Origin of the sequence: Streptomyces sp. NBC_00525, from assembly GCF_036346595.1 — a bacterium.
GTDB lineage: Bacteria > Actinomycetota > Actinomycetes > Streptomycetales > Streptomycetaceae > Streptomyces.
Genome location: NZ_CP107835.1, coordinates 230,816 through 252,319, shown reverse-complemented (window position 1 = coordinate 252,319; position 21,504 = coordinate 230,816). Strand labels below are relative to the sequence as shown.

Below are 21,504 nucleotides of genomic sequence, written 5' to 3'. Positions count from 1 at the left end.
TCCGATCGCGGAGGAGGGGAATGTGGCTTGCGGACGGGTACTCGCCCGAGGGGTCGCGCCTTAGACTGCGACCGCTCCGAAACCTGACGATCTTCTGGAGGGTGTGCAGGATGAACCGAGGTCTCATGACCACGCTGGCGGCGTTAACGCTGGTCGTGTCCGGGGGCGGCGCCACCGCTTCCGCTTCCGATGGCCCGCCGCGGACCACGCACGGTCCTTGCCAGTACGCCCAGACACCGGACGACCCGGCGGCGCGGCGCGTTCCCCTGCCGCGCGACCCGCGGCACACCCCCAGTCACGGCACGGTCGATGTGGCCGTCCCGACCAGCCAGGGGCCGCTTCCCCTGCGTCTGGACCGGGCGAAGGCCCCATGCACGGTCCAGAGCTTCGTGCACCTGGCGCGGCACCGGTTCTACGACCGTACGGTGTGCCATCGGCTGACGGCGTATCCGACGCTGAAGGTCCTGCAGTGCGGCGACCCGACCGGCACCGGTGAGGGCGGGCCGGGGTACGCGTACAAGGACGAACTGCCGGTGGACCTGCCGCCGGCACCCACTGATCCGACCGGTACGCGTCGCGTCTACGAGCGCGGCTTGCTGGCGATGGCCAACGCCGGGCCGAACACGAACGGTTCGCAGTTCTTCGTCGTCTACGGTGACTCCGTGCTGCGGCCGGACTACACGGTGTTCGGTACGGTCGGCGCCGCCGGTCTGAAGACGCTCGACAAGATCGCCGCCGGTGGGATCGAGCCGACCGCGCAGGACCCGGCGCCCGTCGACGGCACGCCCGTGCTGAGGACCGAACTGCGCAAGGTCCGGCCTTCCTGGTGGTTCTGACGAACCGTGCTCCGCGTCACCGCTGGGCCGGTATGGCGTAGTGCCGAGGGCTGTCCTGTGACCTGTAGTCACGGGACAGCCCTTGGTTCCTGTCAGAGCGTGCCTGTCAGAGCGTGCGGTGGTAGCGGAGCTCGGTGAGCGTGGCCCCGTCACAGGTATCGTCCTGAGTCGCACCGTCAGCCCGATAGCCGGCCTGCTCGTAGAAGCGCCGGGCGCGCTGGTTGTCACGCAGAACCCACAGAGCCGATGCCTCGAAGGCCTGGGCCTTCAGCCGGGCATGGGCCTCGCCCAGGAGAGTCCGGCCGATGCCCCGGCCGATCAGGTCCGGCGCGATGTACAGGGCGTAGACCTCGCCGACCCGTTCCGGGCCGGGCGTCTCACCTCGATACGGCCCGAAGCAGATCCACCCGACCGGGCCACGGTCACCGAGCGCCACCAGGTCTGTGGACTCTCGTCCGGGTTGAGAGAACCATTGCCGCCGTTGACCGGCGTCGTCTGCCACCGTCATGGCGTCCAGATACGTCCGGGGAACCACGCCGGCGTATGCCGCCTGCCATCCTCGGACTCTGATCGTCGATACGGCCTCGATGTCAGCCGCGGCCATCTCCCGTACGTGCACCATCGCGCCACGGTAGTGGTGCGGGCTCCGGGGAACGAACTGCTTTATCGGTTGGGCATGCCCCCACACGGTTCAGCGTGGGAGGCTTCGTAGAAGGGTGGTCAGACCAGTTCCACGATCTGGCGCAGCGTCTCCGCCATGGCCGGCAGGTCCGTCTCCCGGGCGATGCCGGCCATGTCGTCGTACTGCGCGAACCCGAAGCGGTTGATCCCGGTGTGCTCCCTGCTCACGCCGTGCCCTCCCCCTTGCCGGATGCCGCGCCGCCACGGTCCCACGTCATCTGTGCCGAGGTGAGCGAAAGCGTTGGGCAGCTCGTTCGTCGTGTGTGTTTACTGGCCCATGACGTATGCGATGGTCGGGCCCGTGGTCCAGCCGCCGTCCACCGCGAGTTCGGCTCCGGTGACGTAGGACGCGGCGTCCGAGAGCAGGAAGACGACCGCGCCCGCGATCTCGTCGGCCTCGCCGACCCGGCCCATCGGTGTGTTGGGGTACTTGCCCTCGCCGCGCTCGATGCCGGTGCTCGCGGTCATCGGGGTGTACGTCATTCCCGGGTGCACGGAGTTCACGCGGATACGGGCGGTGCCCAGTTCCACGGCGCCGATCTTGGTGAGCCCGCGGACGCCCCACTTGGAGGCGCCGTAGCCGGCCGTGAGGGCGAGGCCCATCAGGCCGGCCGCGGACGAGATGTTGACGATCGATCCGCCGCCGGCCTCCTTCAGCGCGGGGATCACGGTCTTCATGCCGATGAAGACGCCCGTGAGGTTGATGTCGAGCACCTTGCGGAAGTGCTCGACGGACTCCGACTCCAGCAGGCTGCCGGTCGAGATGCCGGCGTTGTTCACCAGGCCGTGCAGCGCCCCGAACTCGGTGACGGCGAAGTCGGCGACCTGCCGCCAGTCCTCCTGCGAGGTCACGTCGTGGTGCAGGAAGCGGGCGCGGTCGCCGAGTTCGCGGGCCGTGCGCTCGCCGTCCTCGTCCAGGACGTCGGTGATCAGGACGTGGGCGCCGGCGGCCACCGCCTGCCGGGCCGCCTCCGCGCCCAGGCCCCGGGCGCCTCCGGTGATGATCAGGTTCTTGCCGGTCAGGTCGTGGTGGGGGGACTCGTGCATGATGTGCTCCTTCCAGGGGCCGGTGGGGTGGCGGGGATCAGAAGTGGGTGCCGCCGTCGACGCGTACCTCGGTGCCGGTGATGAACCGGCCGTCCTCCGACGCCAGCATCGCGACGACCGACGCCACCGTCTCCGGGCCGGCGAATCCCTGGCCGAGCGCCGGGGAGAGCTTCGCGAACAGGCTCATGTCGGCGTCCTCGGGCAGACCCGGGCCGACGCTCTGTCCGCTGGCCCCGCTGCCGTCCGTCATGCCGGAGGAGATGGAGCCGGGCTGCACGGCGGTGAAGCGGATGCCGCGGCTCGCGTACTCGGAGGCCAGCGCGTGGGTCATGGACTGGATGCCGCCCTTGCTCGCGGCGTAGGCGGCCATGTAGGGGTGCGCGAAAACGGCGGAGGTCGAGCTGAAGTTGACGACGGCCGCGTCCTCGCCCTCCAGGAGCGCCGGGATCGCCTCGCGGATCACCACGAACGTGCCGACGAGGTTCACGGTCAGGACGCGGGTGAAGTCCGCGAGGCCGGTCTTCTCGGTGTGCGAGGAGCGCAGGATGCCGGCCGCGTTGACGAGGACGTCCAGCCCGCCGAGCGCGTCGGTCGCGGCCCGGACGCCCTCGCGCACCGAGGTCTCGTCCGCGATGTCGACGACCAGGGTGGTGAGCCGGTCCGCGTGGGCGCCGGCCTTGTCCAGGGTGTCCTTCAGGCCCGGCTCGCTGACGTCCGCCGCGACAACGGTGCCGCCCTCCGCGAGCAGGCGCAGCACGGTGGCCTGGCCGATGCCCGAGCCACCTCCGGTGACCAGGGCGCGACGGCCGTCGTAACGGAGGGAGTGGTTCTTGTGGGTCATGTGCGCTCTCCTACTCGGCCCGGCGACGTCGTCGGTCAGGCCCCTTCCGGCGCCCGTCGCGGCCTGTCCTGCCCGCCGGCGCCCTTGCCTTCCACTTCACCGTACGCCTAGGTGACACGTTTTGCCATCTTGTCACGACGTGCCTCCGGGTGGTCGCAGGCCGTACGCTTCTGGGGTGAGTACCGAGCCATCGCCCCCGTCGCTGACCGAACGTCGCAAGGCCGCCACGCAGCTCGACATCGCGCACGCCGCGGCCGAGCTCTTCGCCACCCGGGGCCCGGAGGCCACGACGGCGGAGGAGATCGCCCGGCGGGCGGGGGTCGCGCTGCGGACCTTCTACCGGTACTTCCGCTCCAAGCAGGACGCCGTCGGCCCGCTGCTCACGGTCGGCGCCGACCAGTGGCGCGCGCTGCTGGCCGAGACGCCGCCGGGCACCGCGCTGGGGCCGGCGCTGCGCGACGCGGTCGAACGGTCGCTGGCCACACCGGACCGCCGGGCCACGGAGGCGCTCCTGCGCACCCGTGGGCTGCTGCGCGCCGCGGCGGACGATCCCGCCCTGCGCGCCGTCTGGTACCGCGTGAATCAGGAGTCGGAGGAGTTGCTCGTCCCGGTCATCGCCCGGCTGACGGACGGCCGCCGCGACCCGCTGGACGTACGCCTGGTCGCGGCGGCGGCCACCGACGCCATCCGGATCGCCCTGGAGGTCTGGTCCGCCACCGAGGCGGCGACCGAGGGGCCCGGCTCCCCCGCCGACCTGGCGGTGCGCTGCCTGCGGCACCTCCTGGGCGGCCTGGTCACGGCGCGGGACGAGGACGGCACCGACCGGCGGCACTGATCGGGGCGGCCGGGGCGGTTCACAGCGCGAACGGCTGGTACGCCAGGGCCTGGTCGACCACCTTCGCGGCCGTCGGCTCCTTTCCGTCCTCGGGCCAGAAGATCAGGTCGGAGACGTAGCCGGCCGGGCAGGCGAGAGCTCGGTCGAGTCGGTTCAGCACCCGGGCTGTCTCGTCCTCGTCGTACTCGATGTCGATGACCCTCTGCACCAGGGTGATCGCCGTCTCGCGCGTCATCGGTGACCGCCGGACAATCCTTGGCCGCAGTCGCTGGAGGGGTCCGTTTTGCGCTGGAGTTTCCAGGTGGTGACCAGGTCGTCTCCGCCGGGGCGGCCGGCCTTGCCCGCGTCTATCCGGTCCAGGACCGAGCCGGGCTTCATCTGCCACCAGTTGCCCGAGGCGTCGCGGAACTGGAGGACGAGCACGGCGTCCGCGCGGACCTCGGGCTGGTGGGTGCCGAAGGTGAACCAGTCGAGCCGGCAGGAGTGGACCTCGTCGAACTGGACCCGCTGGACGGTCTCGTCGCCCACTTCCAGACGGACCGTCACACCCATGATGCGGGTGTCCTGCTGGTTCTCGACCAGCAGGCCGGTCGGGGCGGTGGCGGGGCCCGTCCAGAACACGTTGACCTTCATCGCCTCGCGCACTTCGTCCTCGGCCTGCTGCGTGTAGTCGCGGTACAGGGCGAATACGGAGAGCCCCACCGCGAGCAGCACGCCCAGTGAGTTGATCCACTCGTGGACGGAACTCGAACTCCCGGCTCTGCCAGACGTGTTCATGTCCAGATATGTAGCACAGAAGCGGTCGCGTGGACCCCTCGGGGACGGAACCGGGTGTCCGGGGTCCGGGGTGAGAAGGGGCTCCGCCGTACGGCGGAGGCCGGGGGGCGGAATCTCGTGCCGGGGCGGGCGGCAGCTCGTTCCCGGAGTCGACGACGGGGGGCGAACCGGCCCGGAGGATGGTGCGCATGACTCCTCGTCAGGCCGTCGCCGTCGTTCCGTCCGTGCCCCGCTGGGCGGTCCGGGCCGCCCACCTGTGCGCACTCGTCGCCCTGCCGACCGGCGTCTGGCGCCTTCTCCTGGCGACAGGGCATTCGGCCGGCTACACCGCGGAGGGCTACGCGGCGATGGACTTCACCGGCGGGGGCACGGTGTACCTCATCGGTCTCAGCGTGGTCAGCGAGGTGGTCGCGCTGCTCGCCCTCGGTCTCGTACGGCCCTGGGGCGAGGTGCTTCCCCGCTGGGTGCCGGTGCTCGGCGGGCGTACGCTCCCTCGCCTCGCGGTCGTGGTCCCCGCCGGCCTCGGGGCCCTCGCCCTGACGGTGCTGTGGACGCCGCTGCTCGCCTGGTGGTCGCTCCCGCACGACGATCTGACCGCAGGGGGCAGGCTCGTCGTGGGCCTGCTCTATCTGCCGCTGATCGCCTGGGGGCCGCTGCTCGCGGCCGTGACCGTCTCGTACAACCGCAGGCGGCGGGCGGCCGGAAGGTAGCCGGGCGCGGATTATTACGGCGTAATAAATGCCGGGCGCCCGGACAGCTTGTCGCTGTCCGGGCGCCCGGTCGTGCGGGTCGTGCGTGCCGGTCGTCCGCCGGTCGGGTCAGACGGTGGACGGTTCCTCGGTCCGGCTCTTGACGGGGTTGCGCGGCTGCGTCTGTTCCTGCGTCAGGCCCGGTCGCCAGAAGCGGGGGCCCAGGTCCAGGGCGAGGGCGGGGACCAGCAGGCTGCGTACCAGGAACGTGTCGAGGAGGATGCCGACCGCCACCAGCAGACCCTGCTGCAGTGCGCTCACCGTGGGGATCGCCGCGAGGACGCAGAACGTGGCGGCCAGGATCACGCCCGCCGACGTGATGACACCGCCGGTCACCGTCACCGCGGTGAGGATGCCGTCGCGGTGCCCGCGCAGGCGCACCTCCTCCTTCGCGCGTGTCATCAGGAAGATGGTGTAGTCGACGCCCAGCGCCACCAGGAAGATGAAGCCGAACAGCACCAGGCCGCGGTCGATCTTCCCGTGGTCGAGTGCGTGGAACAGCAGGGACGCCGTACCGACGGCCGCCCCGAACGACAGCACCACGGACGCGAGCAGCACCGCGGACGCGATGGCCGCCCGCAGCAGGATCAGGAGCATCACCAGCACCACCGCGAGGATGAGCGGGATCAGCAGCGCCTCTTCGTCGCCCTGCGCCTCGGAGACGTCGAGCGCCACGGCGCTCTGGCCGCCGACGACGGCGTCGGCCGCCGGGCCGGACGAGTCGGACAGGGCCGTCCTGATGTCCTGGATGGTGTCCTTGGCCGCCGCGGAGTCCGGGGCGTCGCGGAGCACCGCCGCCAGATGCGTCCAGCCGCCCTTGGCCACCTGGGTGTCGACGGAGACCACGCCGGGCACCTTGGCGACGACGGCCTTCGCGGTCGCGGCCCCGGCGTCCTGGACGTAGACGTCCGCAGGGGCGGACGAGCCCGCGGGGAAGTGCTCGGCCAGGACCTGCTGGCCGGTGACCGAGTCGACCTTGCCGGTGAACTGCTCCGCCTGGGTCTGGCCGGTCTGTACGCCGGTGATGCCCAGCGCCATGACGCCCAGCACCAGCGCGGTGCCGACCCACACCATGCGCGGGCGACGGCCCACGACGGCGGCGATCTTCGCCCAGGTGCCGTGCTCCTGGCCCGAGTTCGGGTCGTATCCGGCGGTGACGCGCGGCTTGGCGGGCCAGAAGACCCAGCGGCCCAGGATCACCAGCAGCGCCGGCAGCAGCGAGGTCATGGCGAAGAACACCAGGACCACGCCGATGGCGACGACCGGTCCCAGACCCTGGGTGCTGTTCATGCTGCCGAACACCAGGCACAGCGAGGCGATCGTCACCGTCGCGGCGGAGGCGGCCAGGGCCGGCAGCGAGCCGTGCACGGCCAGTGCCATCGCCGTGTGGCGGTCCTCGTGCCGGTGCAGCTCCTCGCGGTAGCGGGAGACGAGCAGCAGGGCGTAGTCGGTGCCGACGCCGACCGAGAGCACCATCAGCACGTAGGCGCTCTGGCCGTTGACCATCAGGCCGGCGTGCTTGGCGAGGAGGTAGACCACGCCGCTCGCCACCTGGCTGGCCAGCCCGACGGTGATCAGCGGGATCAGCCACAGCACCGGGCTGCGGTAGGTCAGGAGGAGCAGGACCGCCGCCACGGCGAGCGCGATGCCCAGCAGGGCGCCGTCCATGCCGGAGTAGACGTCGGCGAAGTCCGTGATGCTTCCGGCCTCACCGGTGATCTTGACGTCGAGGCCGGCGGGGATGCCGTCGGCGGTGATCTCGCCGGCTTCCTTGACCTTGTCGGTGAGGACCGCGTTGTCGCTGGGCGAGGTGCGCAGCGGAACGCTCACGAAGGCCGCGACCTTGTCGTCGGAGACCACGGCGGGCGTGACGTCGCCGACGGCCACCTGGTCGGCGAGCCGGGTGCGGTCGCCGTCGATCCGGGACAGGTCCGCCGGGGTGAGACCGCCCTCGCGGGCGTAGACGATGACCGCGGTGCTGGTGTCCTTGTCCGCGAAGTACTCCTCCGCGAGCTGTACCGCCTTGGTCGACTGGGCGCTCGACGGCAGCCATGCCTCGGGGTCGTTGTCCTGCACGTCCGCGAGGCCGGCGGCCAGCGAGCCACCGACGCCCATGAGCAGGAGCCACAGTACGAGCACGACCCACTTGGAGCGCCGGCCGGCTACGAAGGCAGCGTATCGATTCGTAACGGTGGGTGGGGGAACGGGCGGTGGAACCGTTTCTGTGGGGGATGGTGCCGTGGTCTGGGTCGTCATGTGACGCTCACTGAGTGTCAGGAGCCGTGGAGCGGGGGCTCGTACGGAATCGGGACTGGGCGTACAAGTTGTTCACCAACGGGGTGGAGTCCCGGTGGAGTGTCCCTTGAGCCGGCTTGATCTCGTATTCCGTCGCCGGGTAGTGGTCCTTTCCGGCCGGATTCGCTTGCGCGGCCGGTTTCTTTCGTCGGTTGTACGGTCTCCCGGCGGTGCATGAGATTCCCTGGAGTTATGACACAGACGCACATGAGTTTCGCTTGAGCGGTGCCGCAGGCGCGCCGGAGTCTCCGGCATCATTCCTGTTCAGCGCGTTGGGGGTGCCTTCTGCGGGAACACTTCCCTTGTTCTCCGGTCCCCCGCGCGGGGCGGAATCCGTCAGTCTGGTGAGGCACGGAAGAATGAAGAGAACCGCTGAGGGAGATGTGATGAAGGCTCGTATGACGAACCCCGCCAAGGTTCTGCCGGACGCGATGAGCGGTATTCAGAACCTCTACAAGGCCATTCACCAGGGCGGGGTGGAAAAGCACACGCTGGACCTGGTTCACCTCCGGGCGAGCCAGATCAACGGCTGCAGCGCCTGTGTCCACGCCGGTGTGACGGGCGCCAAGAAGGCCGGGGAGACCGATGAGCGTCTGCACTCCGTCGCCGCCTGGCGCGAGGCGCCGTTCTTCACCGACTCCGAGCGCGCGGCGCTGGCGCTGACGGAGGCCGTCACCCGGCTGGCCGACCACAGCGGGCAGGCCGTGTCGGACGAGATCTGGGACGAGGCCGCCGACCACTTCTCGGAGGAGCAGCTCGCCGCGATCCTCCTCATGATCGCGACGACGAACTTCTTCAACCGGCTGAACGCCACCCTTCAGGAGCCCGCCGGCGCCGCCTGGGGCTAAACGCTCCCGGACGCTCCCCGGCGGGGGCGCGGGGCGCGGGGGGCCCTCACGGATCACGGCCGGGGCACGGCAGGAAGCGAGCGGCTCCGGCCGGGAGGGCTCCCCCGTACAGGCCCTAGTCTCCTGCCATGGACATCACCATTCGCACCACAGCGCTGCCGTACGACGACCCGGACGCCTCGCTCGCCTTCTACCGTGACGTTCTCGGGTTCGAGGTCCTGAGCGATGTCGGCCAGGGCCTGGCGCGCTGGATCACCGTGTGTCCGGCCGGCCGGCCGGAGACCTCGATCCTGCTGACTCCGCCCGCCACCGATCCGTGTGTCACCGAGGACGAGCGCCGGGTGATCACGGAGATGATGGCCAAGGGCACCTACGGCTGGATTCTCCTGGCCACCCCGGACCTCGCCGCCACGTTCGAGAAGGTGCAGGCCGGGGACACCGAGGTCGTCCAGGAGCCGGTCGAGCAGCCGTACGGCATCCGCGACTGCGCCTTCCGCGACCCGGCGGGCAATCTGGTCCGCATCCAGCAGGTCCCCTGAGCGGGGGGCTCGTACGCGGATCGGCGTGGCGGCGCGCCCCTGTCGGGGTGCGGTGTGCGGAAGATGGGGGCCCGTGGAACCGATCAGGAATCAAGAAGCCCCGATCGGCGCACGGACCTACGGTGATGTTGCCGGGACAGGGAACGGAAGGCCGGGGCTCGTCCACCGGCCCGGCCTCCGCCCCCTTGCCGGGCACGTACATCTCAACCGCTCAAGGAGTACGACATGAAGGCACACGTCAGTTCGATCCTTCTCGGCGTCCAGGACATGGACCGGGCCAAGAAGTTCTACACCGAGGGGCTGGGCTGGAAGGTCCAGAACGACTACGGCGTCTCGGTGTTCTTCGAGTCGGACGGTGCCTCGCCGGTCGGTTTCTACAGCCGTGAGGGCCTGGCCCAGCAGGTGGGCACGGACCCGGCGGGCAGCGGCTTCAGCGGACTGGTCATGACCTATGTCGTCCGCAGCGAAGCGCGGGTCGACGAGGTCATGGCGGAGGCCGCCGAGGCCGGCGCCACGATCCTCAAGCCGGCCGGCGCCCTGCCGTGGGGCGGGTACGGCGGCACCTTCGCCGACCCGGACGGCTATGTGTGGAGCCTCGGCTACAGCGACCAGGGAACGGACCAGCCCTACGCCGAGTAGCGCGGCCGAATCCGGGCGGCCCGGCGGACAACCAGGAGAAGGATCATGAAGTTTCTGTCCCGCGTCGAACCCCCCGAGCCCATGCGGGGTCTGCTGGTCCCGCCGGAGGTGGTGGAGGCTCTCGGCGAGGGCTCGCGGCCGCCGGTGAAGATCACGCTCAACGGGCACTCCTGGCGCAGCCGCGTCGCCTTTCTGCGCGGCCGTCACCTGATCGGGCTCAGCCACGCCAACCGGCGTGCGGCGGAGGTCGAGATCGGTGAGGAGGTCGAGGTCGAGCTGGAGCTCGACACCGAGCCGCGCGTCGTCGTGGAGCCGGAGGACTTCGCCCGGGCCCTGGACGAGGACCCGGCCGTCCGGGCCGCGTACGACCACCTCACGTACAGCCGCAAGCGCGAGCACGTGCGTGCCGTCGAGAGCGCGAAGATGCCCGAGACGCGCCGGCGGCGCATCGAGAAGGCCATCGCCGCACTGCGGGGCTGACCCGGAGCAGGTCTCCGGCACCCCTCGCACACCAGCCGTTCCTCACTGCCCCGCGGGCCCGCCCCGCGAGGCGTGAGGGGCGGCTGTTCGCTTTCTCCGGACAGGCCCTAACGGTTCTCGACCGGTTGTGCACCGGCGGACTCGAAGCTGCAGACACAGAGCGAGGTGACAGCACCTCCGGTCGGCAGAGGAGTGCGAGATGCGCAAGGTCGTTTCGCGGGACGGCACGACGATCGCCTACGACACCGCGGGCGAGGGCCCACCGCTCGTGCTGCTCAACGGCGCGTTCCGCGATCACACGATCTTCGACGATCTCGTCCCCGCGCTGGCGCGCCACTGCACCGTGTACGCCTACGACCGCCGCGGCCGGGGCCAGAGCGGCGACGCTCCCTCGTACGCCGTCGAGCGGGAGATCGAGGATCTCCAGGCGATGATCGAGGAGGCGGGCGGCTCCGCGGCCGTGTTCGCCGGGTCCACGGGCGCGAACCTGGCGCTCCGGGCCGCGTTCGCGGGTACGCCGATCACCAGGCTGGCGCTCCACGAGCCGTTCTTCCGGCCCGAGGGGTTCCCCAAGCCCCCGTCGAACTCCGCCGATACGCTCCGGGCCCTCCTCGCGGACGGCGACCGGCGCGGCGAGGCGGCCGAATACTTCCTCGGCCCCGTCCTGGGGCTCACTCCGGACGACGTCGCGCAGTGGCGCAAGGGCCCGATCTGGGCGATGAACGAGGCGAACGCGCACACGCTGCTGTACGACATCGCCATCTGCGGCGACTTCACCGTTCCGGCCGGCCGGCTCGCCCAGCTGCCGACGCGGACGCTCGTCCTCAACAGTGACGCCACCAGCACCTGGCTGCGGGCGGCCGCGCAGGCGACCGCTGCGGCCCTGCCCAACGGCCGGGGTCTGGAGCTGTCCGGCTCCTGGCACCGCATCGACATGGACGTGCTCGGCCGGACGCTGGTCGAGTTCGCGGCCGCCTGAATGGCCGCGCCGCTCCTGCCCGCGCCCCCTACCTCTCAGGAGTACACCACCGTGACCACGGCTCTCACCCTGGCCGCCGGGGACACCGCCCGGGCGGTTCCGGCCGCCGCGCGCGGCGCCACCGTGTGGCTGACCGGGCTGCCCAGCGCGGGCAAGTCGACCCTCGCCCGCACCCTCGCCGAGCACCTGCGCGCCGGGGGGCACCGGGTGGAGGTGCTCGACGGCGACGAGATCCGCGAGTTCCTCTCCTCGGGACTGGGTTTCACCCGCGAGGACCGGGACACCAACGTGCAGCGGATCGGCTTCGTGGCCGCGCTGCTGGCGTCGCACGGCGTGAAGACGCTGGTCCCGGTCATCGCCCCGTACGCCGACTCCCGCGCCGCCGTCCGTGCCCGGCACGCCGCCCGCGGCACCCCGTTCCTGGAGGTCCACGTGGCCACCCCGGTGACGCTCTGTTCCCAGCGGGACGTGAAGGGCCTGTACGCCAGGCAGGCGGCCGGTGAGATCTCCGGTCTCACGGGCGTCGACGACCCGTACGAGGCGCCGGAGAACCCGGATCTGCGCATCCGGACGCAGAACCGCTCGGTGGCCGACTCCGCAGCCGAGCTGTACACCTTCCTGACCGAGAGGGGACTGGTATGACGACCGCGACCCATCGCCTGATCGAGGCATCGGGAAATCCCTTCGCGCTGACGCACCTGGACTCGCTGGAGTCCGAGGCGGTGCACATCTTCCGCGAGGTGGCGGGCGAGTTCGAGAAGCCGGTGATCCTGTTCTCCGGCGGCAAGGACTCGATCGTCATGCTGCATCTGGCGCTCAAGGCGTTCGCCCCGGCCCCGGTGCCCTTCGCGCTGCTGCACGTGGACACCGGGCACAACTTCCGGGAGGCCATCGACTACCGGGACCGCACGGTGGCCCGGCACGGGCTGCGGCTGCACGTGGCCTCCGTCCAGGAGTACATCGACGCCGGCAAGCTCCGCGAGCGCCCCGACGGCACCCGCAACCCGCTCCAGACCGTGCCGCTGACCGAGGCCATCCAGCAGCACCGCTTCGACGCCGTCTTCGGCGGCGGGCGGCGCGACGAGGAGAAGGCCCGCGCCAAGGAGCGCGTCTTCTCGCTGCGCGACGAGTTCTCCCAGTGGGACCCGCGCCGCCAGCGCCCCGAACTCTGGCAGCTCTACAACGGCCGGCACGCCCCCGGCGAGCACGTCCGCGTCTTCCCGCTCTCCAACTGGACCGAGCTGGACGTCTGGCAGTACATCGCACGGGAGGGGATCGAGCTCCCCGAGCTCTACTTCGCCCACGAACGGGACGTCTTCCTGCGCGGCGGCATGTGGCTGACCGCCGGCGAGTGGGGCGGCCCCAAGGACGGCGAGACCGTCGAGAGGCGCCTGGTGCGCTACCGCACCGTGGGCGACATGTCCTGCACCGGCGCAGTCGACTCCGACGCCACCACGCTGGACGCGGTGATCTCCGAGATCGCCGTCTCCCGGCTCACCGAACGGGGCGCGACCCGCGCCGACGACAAGCTGTCCGAGGCCGCGATGGAAGACCGCAAGCGCGAGGGGTACTTCTGAGATGACCACCACCACCGAGCAGCTCAGCGCCACCACCCTGCTGCGCTTCGCGACCGCGGGCTCCGTCGACGACGGCAAGTCCACCCTCGTCGGGCGGCTGCTGCACGACTCCAAGTCCGTGCTCACCGACCAGCTGGAGGCCGTCGTACGGGTCTCGGCCGGCCGCGGCCAGGAGGCGCCCGACCTGGCGCTGCTGACCGACGGACTGCGGGCCGAGCGCGAGCAGGGCATCACCATCGACGTCGCCCACCGCTACTTCGCCACCGCCCGGCGCCGGTTCATCCTCGCCGACACGCCCGGCCATGTGCAGTACACCCGCAACATGGTCACCGGCGCCTCCACCGCCGACCTCGCGGTCGTCCTGGTCGACGCCCGCAACGGCATGGTCGAGCAGACCCGCCGGCACACCGCCGTCGCCGCCCTGCTGCGCGTCCCGCACGTGGTGCTCGCCGTCAACAAGATGGACCTCGTCGGCTACCAGGAGCGTGTCTTCGCGCGCATCGCCGAGGAGTTCACCGCGTACGCGGCCTCCCTCGGCGTCGAGAACGTCGTCGCGATCCCGCTGTCCGCGCTGGCCGGGGACAACGTCGTCGAACCCTCCACCCGTATGGACTGGTACGGCGGCCGGACCCTGCTGGAGCACCTGGAGACCGTCCCGGTCGGCAGTGACCCGAGGGCGGAGCACGCCCGCTTCCCGGTCCAGTACGTGATCCGGCCGCGGACCGCCGAGCGCCCCGACTACCGGGGCTACGCGGGCCAGATCGCCTCCGGGGTGCTGCGGGTCGGCGACCCCGTCACTGTCCTGTCCTCCGGGCGCACCACCTCCGTCGCGGCCATCGACGCGCTCGGCAGGCAGACGGACGTGGCCTGGGCGCCCCAGTCCGTCACCGTCCGGCTCACCGACGACGTCGACATCTCGCGCGGCGACATGATCGCGGCCGGCGGCACGGCCGGGGCGCCCACCAAGGACGTCGCGGCCAGCGTCTGCCACCTCAACGAGCGCCCCCTGCACATCGGCGACAAGGTCCTCGTCAAGCACACCACCCGTACCGTGCGGGCCGTGGTCCAGGACATCGCGTACCGGATCGACATCAGCACCCTCGAACGGCGCCCCGGCGCCCAGGAGTTGCAGGTCAACGACATCGGCCACGTCGTACTGCGCACGGCCGAGCCGCTCGCGCTCGACCCGTACGCCGACAACCGCCGCACGGGCTCGTTCCTGCTGATCGACCCGGACGACGGCACCACCCTCGCGGCGGGCATGGCGGGCGAGCCGTTCGTGACCGCGCGGCGCGGGCCCGGAACGGCCGGCGAGGAGGGATGGACCTGATGCCCCGGCGGAGGACCGGGCGCCTGGCCGCGGCGGCCGTCGCGGCGGCCGCGGCCGTCGGGTTGCTGTCGGGCTGCGGCTACGGTGCCCGCGCCGGGGCGGCCGCGGCGAAGCCGGCCGTCGAGCCCTCGGGGCCGAAGCTCTCCGCCGACACCGTGCGGATCGGCTACTTCCCGAACATCACGCACGGGACCGCGCTGGTCGGTCTGCAGAACGGCCTGTTCCAGAAGGAGCTGGGCTCGACCCGGATCAAGGCCCAGTTCTTCAACGCCGGTCCGGCCGAGATCGAGGCGCTCAACGCCGGTTCGATCGACATCGGCTTCATCGGCCCGAACTCGGCGGTCAACGGCTACGCCGCGTCGCGCGGCACCTCGCTGCGGATCGTCGGCGGCGCGGCCTCCGGCGGCGTCAAGCTGGTGGTCGACCCGGAGAAGATCGCCTCGCCGGACGACCTGGCGGGCAAGCGGATCGCCACCCCGCAGCTGGGCGGCACCCAGGACGTCGCCCTGCTCCACTATCTGGCGGGCCGGGGCTACCGGGTGAACCCGGTCTCCGGCGCGGGCGACGTCAGGGTGCTCCGCACGAAGAACAAGGTGGTGCCGCAGGCGTACGGCTCCGGTTCCATCGACGGCGCCTGGGTGCCCGAGCCGACCGCCTCCCAGCTGGTCGCGCTCGGCGCGAAGGTCCTGCTGGACGAGAAGTCGCTGTGGCCGGACGGCGCGTTCGCGACCACCAGCATCATCGCCTCGCAGAAGTTCCTCTCCGCACACCCCGACGTGGTCGAGGCCGTGCTGCGCGGCTCACTGGCGGCCAACGCCTTCATCGCGGCCGACCCCGCGCGGGCGAAGGCCGACGCCAATCTGCGGATCAAGGCCGACACGGGCAAGGCGCTGCCGCCCGCCGTCCTCGACCCCGCGTGGGCGGGGATCGACTTCACCGACGACCCGCTGGCGGGCTCCCTGCGGACCGGGGCCGGCCATGCGGTCGCCGTGGGCCTGCTCGACGAGCCCGATCTCTCCGGGATCGTCGACCTGACGCTGCTCGACAAGGTCCTCGCCGCGGCGGGCCGGCCCGCCGCCGCGGACGCCGGACTCGACGCGAAGTGACCCCCGGCGCCCCACGGCTCCGCGCAGCGCCCTCGTCCACCCCCGCAGGAGGAACCCGCAATGACCACGGCACTGAGCATCCCGCAGCCCGCCCCCGTCGTCGAGCCCATGGACGACAGCCCGGCGGTCCGGCTCTCGCACGTCTCCAAGGCCTTCGGCCGGCCCGGCGCGGGCTCCGTCATCCTCGACGACATCGATCTGGACGTGGCGCCGGGCGAGTTCGTCACCCTGGTCGGCGCGTCCGGCTGCGGCAAGTCCACCCTGCTGAATCTGGTGGCGGGGCTCGACGAACCCAGTGCCGGAACCATCGAGGTGCCCGGCACCAGGCCGTCGCTGATGTTCCAGGACCACGCGCTGTTCCCGTGGCTGACCGCCGGCAAGAACATCGAACTGGCGCTGCGCCTGGCGGGCGTGGCGCGCGAGGACCGCAGGCCGGAGGCCGAACGGCTGCTGGAGCTGGTGCATCTCGGCGGCGCGTACCGCAAGCGGGTGCACGAGCTGTCCGGCGGCATGCGCCAGCGGGTGGCGCTGGCCCGCGCGCTCGCCCAGGGCAGCACCGTGCTGCTGATGGACGAGCCGTTCGCCGCGCTCGACGCCATCACCCGTGACGTGCTGCACGAGGAGATCACCCGGATCTGGACCGAGCGCGGGCTCACCGTCCTGTTCGTCACCCACAACGTGCGCGAGGCCGTGCGCCTCGCCCAGCGGGTCGTCCTGCTGTCGTCCCGGCCCGGCCGGATCGCCCGCGAGTGGCGCGTCGACCTGCCGCACGCGCTGCGGGGCGAGTCCGCCGAGGTCGCGGCGCTGTCCATCGAGATCACCGAGCATCTGCGTGGGGAGATACGCCGCCATGTCCAGCACTGACATCCGAACCCCGGCGAGCGGCCGTGCGCCCTTCTCCGAGAGCCCGGCGCCCGGCCTCGGCGCACTGGCGGCCGGTCTGGACGCGCTGGAGGCCGACCGTCCGCAGCGCGCCCGGTTCCGCCAGGTGCTCAGGGCGAGGGTGCTTCCGCCGGTCCTGGGCCTCGTCCTGGTCATCGGCCTCTGGCAGCTCGCCCACAGCCTGCGCCTGGCCAGTCCCACGAAGCTGCCGGGTCCGGCGGACGTCTGGCACGCGCTGACGCTGCTGTGGGGCGAGGGCACCCTGTTCTCCATCATCTGGACGAGCCTGTGGCGCGGTGTATCGGGCTTCCTGGTGGCGGTCGCGATCGGCACGCCCCTCGGTCTGCTCGTCGCCCGGATCAGACCGGTCCGGGCCGCCCTGGGGCCGGTGCTCTCGGGCCTGCAGTCGCTGCCCTCGGTGGCCTGGGTGCCGGCCGCCGTCATCTGGCTCGGCATCAACAACTCGGCCATGTACGCCGTGATCCTGCTGGGTGCGACGCCGTCGATCGCCAACGGTCTGATCGCCGGGGTGGACCAGGTGCCGCCGCTGTTCCTGCGGGCCGGCCGTACGCTCGGCGCCCGCGGGGCGCGCGGGGTGCGGCATGTGCTGCTGCCGGCCGCGCTGCCCGGTTACCTGGCCGGTCTGAAGCAGGGCTGGGCGTTCTCCTGGCGGTCGCTGATGGCCGCCGAACTCATCGCCTCGTCCCCGGATCTGGGGACGGGCCTGGGCCGCTATCTGGAGAACCAGCGGGAGTTCTCCGACATGCCGGGTGTGCTGCTCGGCATCATCCTCATCTTCGTCGTCGGCGTCGCCATCGACCTGTTGTTCTTCAGCCCGCTGGAGCGCCGGGTGCTGCGCAGCCGCGGTCTGCTGGCCGCGCGCTGAGGCGCCGGTCGCCCGGCAGACCCCCGGACGGTTCCCCCTACGAATGGAGATCGAGATGGGTGCGAGGCCCGGATACGTGATGCGGGTCGTGTGGCAGACGCTGACGGAGGGGCTGTTCTGGTCGGGGTTCGCGATGAACGGCGTGTGTCCCCCCTACGGGTGGAAGGCGGAGGAGTCCGCGGGCCCGTACGCCGGCCGGCCGTGCCCGGCACCGCTGTCCGACGCGGAGCTCGCGCAGTGGACGGCACTGGTCCAGCAGCTGAAGTAGGCACGGGACGGCTCCGGTGACAACGAAAACGACCGACAATGAGAAGGAGGCCAGGGTGAGCCGCGCCGGCTTGAGTACCACGCGCCCCCGGGCACTGATGAAAGACGGCCAGTCGCGACGCGTCCTCGGGCTGTTCCGCCCGTACCGGAAGCAGTTGCTGTCCGTCGTGCTGCTGGTCCTGGGCTCCGCCCTGGTCGCCCTCGTCAACCCGTTCCTGATCCGCGAGATCATGGACACGGCACTGCCGGAGGACCGGCTGGGGCTGCTGTCCCTGCTCGCCCTCGGCATGGTCCTGGTCTCGGTCACCACCAGCACGTTCAACGTGTGGCAGACGCATATATCGGCCACGGTGGGCCAGCTGGTGATGCACGACCTGCGCACGGCGGTGTACGCCCACCTCCAGCGGATGTCGCTGGCCTTCTTCGCCCGTACCCGTACCGGCGAGGTGCAGTCGCGGATCTCGAACGACATCGGCGGGATGCAGGTCACCGTCACGACCACCGCGACGGCGCTGCTGGCCGATGTGACGGTCGTGATCGCCGCGACCACCGCCATGTTCGTGCTCGACTGGCGGCTGACGCTGGCGTCCATGCTCATGCTGCCGGCGTTCGCCCTGGTGAGCCGGCGCGTCGGCAACCAGCGGCGCGACATCACCCGCAACCGGCAGAAGCAGCTCGCCGGGCTGTCCTCGACCATGCAGGAGTCGCTGTCGATCAGCGGCATCCTGCTCAGCCACACCATGGGCCGTTCGCGGTCGCTGACCGACAGCTTCGCGCGGCAGTCGCGCAAGCTCAGCGACGTCGAGGTACGGGTCACCACGGCGGGGCTGTGGTACCAGTCCACGATCTGGATCGTCATCGCCTCCATGCCGGCGACGATCTACTGGGTTGCGGGGCTGACCTCGAACAACGGTCACATGGCCATCTCCATCGGCTCCCTGGTCGCGTTCACGTCCCTCCAGCAGAGCCTGTTCCGCCCGGCGCAGCGGCTGCTGACCGTCGGGATCGAGATCCAGGGCTCGCTGGAACTGTTCGGCCGCATCTTCGAGTACCTCGATCTGCCGGTCGACATCGACGAGCCCGAGCAGCCGCGGGAGCCGGCCGCGCTGCGGGGCGAGGTGCGCATGCGGGGGGTCGGCTTCTCGTACACGGGGACGGAGCGGCCCACGCTGGCCGGCGTCGACGTGACCGTTCCGGCGGGCCACAGCCTGGCGATCGTCGGGGAGACGGGTTCGGGGAAGACCACGCTCAGCTATCTCATCCCGCGGCTGTACGACGTCACGTCCGGGTCCGTCATGATCGACGGGGTCGACGTACGCGATCTGTCCTTCGCCACGCTGACGTCGGCGGTCGGCGTCGTCTCCCAGGAGACGTACCTGTTCCACGCCACGGTCGCGGAGAACCTGCGTTTCGCCAAGCCCGACGCGACCGACGAGGAGCTGTACGCGGCGGCGCGGATCGCGCACATCCACGACTATCTGACGCTGCTGCCGGACGGCTACGACACGGTGGTCGGCGAGCGCGGGTACCGGTTCTCCGGCGGTGAGAAGCAGCGGCTGGCGATCGCCCGGACCATCCTGCGCGACCCGCCGATCCTGGTGCTGGACGAGGCCACCAGCGCCCTGGACACGCATACGGAGCAGGCCGTGCAGAAGGCCATCGACGCGGCCAGCGTGGGCCGTACGACGATCACGGTCGCCCACCGGCTGTCGACCGTGCGCAACGCCGACGAGATCGTCGTGCTGGACCGGGGCCGGATCTCGGAGCGCGGCACCCACGAGGAGCTGCTGCTGCGCGGTGGCCAGTACGCGACGCTCATCAACCGGGACAGCGAGCCCATCGCGGTGTGACGGACCGGCTCCGGGACGGTGCGCGTGGTCCTGGAGCCGGGTTCGAGTCCGGCGAGAGCGGCCGCCCCTACCGTCTGGCGAATGAATCCCTCGACTTCCGACATATCCGGGCCGTCCGGGCCGAACCGCCGCACGCTGTTGCGTTACGGCTCCGTGGCCGGTCTGGGCGCCCTGGCGAGCGCCGCCCCCTTCCTCCGGCCGGAGGGCGCCGCCGCCGCGGCCGTCGGCGGGCCCGAGCCGACGGCGCCCGAGCTGAAGCTGACGAAGTTCAGGGATTCGCTGCGGATTCCGCCGGTGCTGCGCCCCCGCGAGCACGGCGATCACGACGAGCTGACCGTCCGGATGCGCACCGCCGACGTCACCGTGCACTCGCAGATGCCGGCGGTGCGGATGTGGACGTACGAGGGCGTCTTCCCGGGGCCGACGATCAGAACGGTCAGCGGCCGGCCGCTGCGGATCGTCTGGGAGAACCGGCTGACGGGGAACATGCCCGTGGAGGCCGTCGACTTCGGCTCGGCCACCGGCCGCTCCCCCGACCCGCTCACCAACTACCCCGGCACGTCGGGGACCCAGGTGGTTCCGGGCGTCGCGGACCTGGCGCCGTGGGCGGCGGTGCATCTGCACGGCATGCTGACCGGCGGCGGCAACGACGGCTGGATGGAGAACCTCATAGGTCCGGGCGAGGTGCAGTTGTCGGCCTACCCGAACAAGCAGGCCGCGACCACGCTCTGGTACCACGACCACACCCACCATGTGAGCCGTTTCAGCGTCTACGCCGGGCTGGCGGGCATGTTCCTCTCCCGCAACGAGGAGGAGGACGCCCTCGGCCTGCCCGACGGCGCGCGTGACGTGCCGCTGATCCTCTGCGACCGCAACTTCGGCGTGGACGGGTCCGGCAACCCGACCGGCCGGCTGGTCCACAAGGTGGAGATGATCGGCCCGCGGCGGCTCATGCGTGCCCACGCCGCCCCGTACACCCTGGTCAACGGGGTGGTCTGGCCGTATCTGGAGGTCCGGCCGCGCTGGTACCGGTTCCGGATCGTCAACGCCGCGAACTCGCGGATCTACCGGCTGATGCTGCTCGCGGACGGCCGGCCGGTGCCGGGCGCGCTGCGGGTGATCGGGACCGACCAGGGGCTGATCGACAAGCCGCTGGCCGTCGAGGGGGCGCTGAACCTCTCCCCCGGTGAGCGCGCCGACGTGCTGGTCGACTTCGGTGCGTTCCGGGGGCGGGCGCTGAAGCTGGTCAACACGCTGGAGGGCCTCACGCCCGGTGCCTCCGACAAGCTCGAGGACCTGCTGGAACCCGATGTGATGCAGTTCCGGGTCGCGGACCGCAGGCCGTCCGACCGGTTCTCGCTGCCGAAGACCCTCTCGCCGACGTTCGAGCGGCTCTCCCGGCACGACGTGCCCCATGACGCCGTCTCCCGGTGGGTGGTCGTGGTCGGCCCCGGCTCGGGGAACGTGCCCGAGCTGTGGGAGATGGAGGAGGTGGAGGCGACGGGGCTCACGTTCCCGGCGGGCGGGGTCGTCCAGGTCCGGGACGCGGGGGGCACCGTCCGGACGCTGCGCAGGACGGCGATGTCCTACGAGGACGGGGCGGCGTTCACGGCCGCGCGCGGCGGTGTGGAGATCTGGAACTACCTCAACCTGGCGGCTTCCCCGCACCCGATGCACATCCATCTGTCGCACTTCCAGGTGCTGTCTCGGGAGAGCTACGACATCACCGGGTTCGACCGGGCCACCCGCGGCTCGGCGAAGCCCGTCGCGTTCGAGGCCGCGCTGCCGCTGGAGGCGCACGAGCTCGGGGAGAAGGACGTGATCCGGGTGGGCACCGCGGGCCGGATCGCGCCGAACGCCACGCTGGGCGAACTGGTCACCGTGGCGGTGCGGTTCCCCGTCGTCGGCCGGGGGGTCCACCACTGCCACATGCTGGAGCACGAGCAGCACATGATGCGGCCCCTCGTGGTGTCGCCGGCCGGCCACTCTGGGGCGGGCGGCCACGCTGGGGCGGGCGGCCACGCTGGGGCGGGCGGCCACGCGCACATGGGGCACTGACG

The 21,504-nt window shown here is 71.3% G+C and carries 24 protein-coding genes; 17 read left to right on the top strand and 7 right to left on the bottom strand.

The window, feature by feature from the left end; genetic code table 11:
• Window positions 1-110: 110 nt before the first annotated feature.
• A complete protein-coding gene (locus OG710_RS31005) occupies window positions 111-836 on the top strand; it encodes a peptidylprolyl isomerase (protein ID WP_330242594.1) in 726 nt (241 codons plus the stop codon).
• 106 nt (window positions 837-942) lie between these two features.
• On the opposite strand, the gene OG710_RS31000 is transcribed toward OG710_RS31005, so the two are convergent.
• From OG710_RS31000 to OG710_RS30985, 4 genes are all read right to left on the bottom strand, one after another.
• A complete protein-coding gene (locus tag OG710_RS31000) occupies window positions 943-1,458 on the bottom strand; it encodes a GNAT family N-acetyltransferase (RefSeq protein WP_330242593.1) in 516 nt (171 codons plus the stop codon).
• Window positions 1,459-1,556: 98 nt separating this feature from the next.
• A complete protein-coding gene (locus OG710_RS30995; RefSeq protein WP_330242592.1) occupies window positions 1,557-1,685 on the bottom strand; it encodes a hypothetical protein in 129 nt (42 codons plus the stop codon).
• Window positions 1,686-1,784: 99 nt separating this feature from the next.
• Window positions 1,785-2,564 (bottom strand): glucose 1-dehydrogenase, encoded by a 780-nt coding sequence (locus tag OG710_RS30990; RefSeq protein WP_330242591.1) that lies wholly within the window; start codon window positions 2,562-2,564, stop codon window positions 1,785-1,787.
• Between the two features lie 37 nt (window positions 2,565-2,601).
• On the bottom strand, window positions 2,602-3,405 hold the full coding sequence (locus tag OG710_RS30985; protein ID WP_330242590.1) for an SDR family NAD(P)-dependent oxidoreductase: 804 nt from the start codon (window positions 3,403-3,405) through the stop codon (window positions 2,602-2,604).
• A 175-nt stretch (window positions 3,406-3,580) separates the two neighbouring features.
• Between OG710_RS30985 and OG710_RS30980 the strand changes: the two genes are divergently transcribed.
• A complete protein-coding gene (locus OG710_RS30980; protein WP_330242589.1) occupies window positions 3,581-4,240 on the top strand; it encodes a TetR family transcriptional regulator in 660 nt (219 codons plus the stop codon).
• 19 nt (window positions 4,241-4,259) lie between these two features.
• On the opposite strand, the gene OG710_RS30975 is transcribed toward OG710_RS30980, so the two are convergent.
• Window positions 4,260-4,475 (bottom strand): e9imm peptide, encoded by a 216-nt coding sequence (locus OG710_RS30975; RefSeq protein ID WP_330242588.1) that lies wholly within the window; start codon window positions 4,473-4,475, stop codon window positions 4,260-4,262.
• Window positions 4,472-5,017: a hypothetical protein gene (locus tag OG710_RS30970; RefSeq protein ID WP_330242587.1), complete on the bottom strand. Its 546-nt coding sequence runs from the start codon at window positions 5,015-5,017 to the stop codon at window positions 4,472-4,474. The genes OG710_RS30975 and OG710_RS30970 overlap by 4 nt, the downstream gene beginning before the upstream one ends.
• Before the next feature lie 179 nt (window positions 5,018-5,196).
• Here OG710_RS30970 and OG710_RS30965 point away from each other — a divergent pair, with 179 nt between their 5' ends.
• Entirely contained in the window at window positions 5,197-5,727 is a 531-nt protein-coding gene (locus OG710_RS30965) for a hypothetical protein (protein WP_330242586.1), read from the top strand.
• Window positions 5,728-5,835: 108 nt separating this feature from the next.
• On the opposite strand, the gene OG710_RS30960 is transcribed toward OG710_RS30965, so the two are convergent.
• The gene (locus tag OG710_RS30960; RefSeq protein ID WP_330242585.1) at window positions 5,836-7,905 is read right to left on the bottom strand and encodes an MMPL family transporter; all 2,070 of its coding nucleotides are present in this window, start codon (window positions 7,903-7,905) and stop codon (window positions 5,836-5,838) included.
• Window positions 7,906-8,447: 542 nt separating this feature from the next.
• On the opposite strand from OG710_RS30960, the gene OG710_RS30955 reads away from it, so the two are divergent.
• The 14 genes from OG710_RS30955 (at window position 8,448) to OG710_RS30890 (ending at window position 21,502) form a co-directional block, all read left to right on the top strand.
• A complete protein-coding gene (locus OG710_RS30955; RefSeq protein ID WP_239222896.1) occupies window positions 8,448-8,909 on the top strand; it encodes a carboxymuconolactone decarboxylase family protein in 462 nt (153 codons plus the stop codon).
• Between the two features lie 128 nt (window positions 8,910-9,037).
• Window positions 9,038-9,448, top strand: coding sequence for a VOC family protein (locus OG710_RS30950; protein ID WP_111339897.1), 411 nt, complete (start codon window positions 9,038-9,040; stop codon window positions 9,446-9,448).
• Between the two features lie 225 nt (window positions 9,449-9,673).
• Complete coding sequence (locus OG710_RS30945) at window positions 9,674-10,087, top strand: VOC family protein (protein ID WP_330242584.1); 414 nt, start codon at window positions 9,674-9,676, stop codon at window positions 10,085-10,087.
• Between the two features lie 45 nt (window positions 10,088-10,132).
• Window positions 10,133-10,567, top strand: coding sequence for a YdeI/OmpD-associated family protein (locus OG710_RS30940; RefSeq protein WP_111339895.1), 435 nt, complete (start codon window positions 10,133-10,135; stop codon window positions 10,565-10,567).
• A 199-nt stretch (window positions 10,568-10,766) separates the two neighbouring features.
• Window positions 10,767-11,546: an alpha/beta fold hydrolase gene (locus OG710_RS30935; RefSeq protein WP_330242583.1), complete on the top strand. Its 780-nt coding sequence runs from the start codon at window positions 10,767-10,769 to the stop codon at window positions 11,544-11,546.
• 51 nt (window positions 11,547-11,597) lie between these two features.
• Window positions 11,598-12,188, top strand: coding sequence for an adenylyl-sulfate kinase (cysC, locus tag OG710_RS30930; RefSeq protein ID WP_443064348.1), 591 nt, complete (start codon window positions 11,598-11,600; stop codon window positions 12,186-12,188).
• Window positions 12,185-13,123 carry a sulfate adenylyltransferase subunit CysD gene (cysD, locus tag OG710_RS30925; protein WP_330242582.1) on the top strand — a complete coding sequence of 313 codons (939 nt, stop codon included), beginning with the start codon at window positions 12,185-12,187 and terminating at the stop codon, window positions 13,121-13,123. The genes cysC and cysD overlap by 4 nt, the downstream gene beginning before the upstream one ends.
• A 1-nt stretch (window position 13,124) precedes the next feature.
• Entirely contained in the window at window positions 13,125-14,453 is a 1,329-nt protein-coding gene (locus OG710_RS30920; protein WP_330242581.1) for a sulfate adenylyltransferase subunit 1, read from the top strand.
• Window positions 14,453-15,559 (top strand): ABC transporter substrate-binding protein, encoded by a 1,107-nt coding sequence (locus tag OG710_RS30915; protein ID WP_330242580.1) that lies wholly within the window; start codon window positions 14,453-14,455, stop codon window positions 15,557-15,559. The genes OG710_RS30920 and OG710_RS30915 overlap by 1 nt, the downstream gene beginning before the upstream one ends.
• Before the next feature lie 108 nt (window positions 15,560-15,667).
• Complete coding sequence (locus OG710_RS30910; protein ID WP_443064356.1) at window positions 15,668-16,423, top strand: ABC transporter ATP-binding protein; 756 nt, start codon at window positions 15,668-15,670, stop codon at window positions 16,421-16,423.
• Window positions 16,410-17,327, top strand: a complete 918-nt coding sequence (locus OG710_RS30905; RefSeq protein WP_330242578.1) for an ABC transporter permease — start codon at window positions 16,410-16,412, stop codon at window positions 17,325-17,327. The genes OG710_RS30910 and OG710_RS30905 overlap by 14 nt, the downstream gene beginning before the upstream one ends.
• Before the next feature lie 55 nt (window positions 17,328-17,382).
• Window positions 17,383-17,595, top strand: coding sequence for a hypothetical protein (locus tag OG710_RS30900; RefSeq protein ID WP_330242577.1), 213 nt, complete (start codon window positions 17,383-17,385; stop codon window positions 17,593-17,595).
• Between the two features lie 97 nt (window positions 17,596-17,692).
• Window positions 17,693-19,444 (top strand): ABC transporter ATP-binding protein, encoded by a 1,752-nt coding sequence (locus OG710_RS30895; RefSeq protein ID WP_330242638.1) that lies wholly within the window; start codon window positions 17,693-17,695, stop codon window positions 19,442-19,444.
• Between the two features lie 81 nt (window positions 19,445-19,525).
• On the top strand, window positions 19,526-21,502 hold the full coding sequence (locus OG710_RS30890; RefSeq protein ID WP_330242576.1) for a multicopper oxidase family protein: 1,977 nt from the start codon (window positions 19,526-19,528) through the stop codon (window positions 21,500-21,502).
• Window positions 21,503-21,504: the final 2 nt, after the last annotated feature.